The sequence below is a fragment of the Bradyrhizobium sp. 14AA genome (assembly GCF_054185205.1).
In genome coordinates this window covers 1-545 of the sequence record NZ_JAVAYM010000089.1, presented here as the reverse complement: position 1 = coordinate 545, position 545 = coordinate 1, and the positions used below count along the sequence as shown (strand labels likewise).

Below are 545 nucleotides of genomic sequence, written 5' to 3'. Positions count from 1 at the left end.
TTCTCCTTCAGAAGCTTGACCGAGCCGATCGACTCCAGCGAAGCGTCGAATCGAATTCCTTCATCGACGATGTGCTCTCCCCCTTCGATCTTGAGCGGAACGATCTCGCTCTTGAAGGCTCCGGATTTCGTTGCCTCCGCCGCGCGCCGGTGGCTTTCGAGCGCGAACCGGTCCAAGGTCAGCCGATCAAACCCGTATTTCCTTGCGATCATCTCGGCTCCCTCGAACTGGCTGAAGGATTCCACGCCGAACCGCTTCTGGATGCGGTCGCTGATTGGGCCGGCTCCAATGCCTTCCTTCTGGTGCAACGAAATGTTCGAGAACATCGGAACGCGAGTCATGCTTTCCGCGCCGGCGGCTATCACTACATCCTGAGTGCCCGACATCACCGCTTGCGCAGCGAACTGCACCGCCTGCTGCGAGCTGCCGCATTGCCGATCGATCGTCACGGCCGGAACGGATTCCGGGAGCTTGGAGGCAAGCACCGCATTCCGCCCGAAGGCGAACGCCTGCTCGCCGGCCTGTGTCACGCAACCCAGGATCAC

Annotated in this window: 1 protein-coding gene; it reads right to left on the bottom strand. The window is 60.9% G+C overall.

Annotated elements, in window-relative coordinates; all coding sequences use genetic code 11:
- Positions 1–485: thiolase family protein (locus RAD15_RS43445; protein ID WP_458184802.1), on the bottom strand; the 485-nt coding region annotated here is incomplete at its 3' end.
- Positions 486–545: the final 60 nt, after the last annotated feature.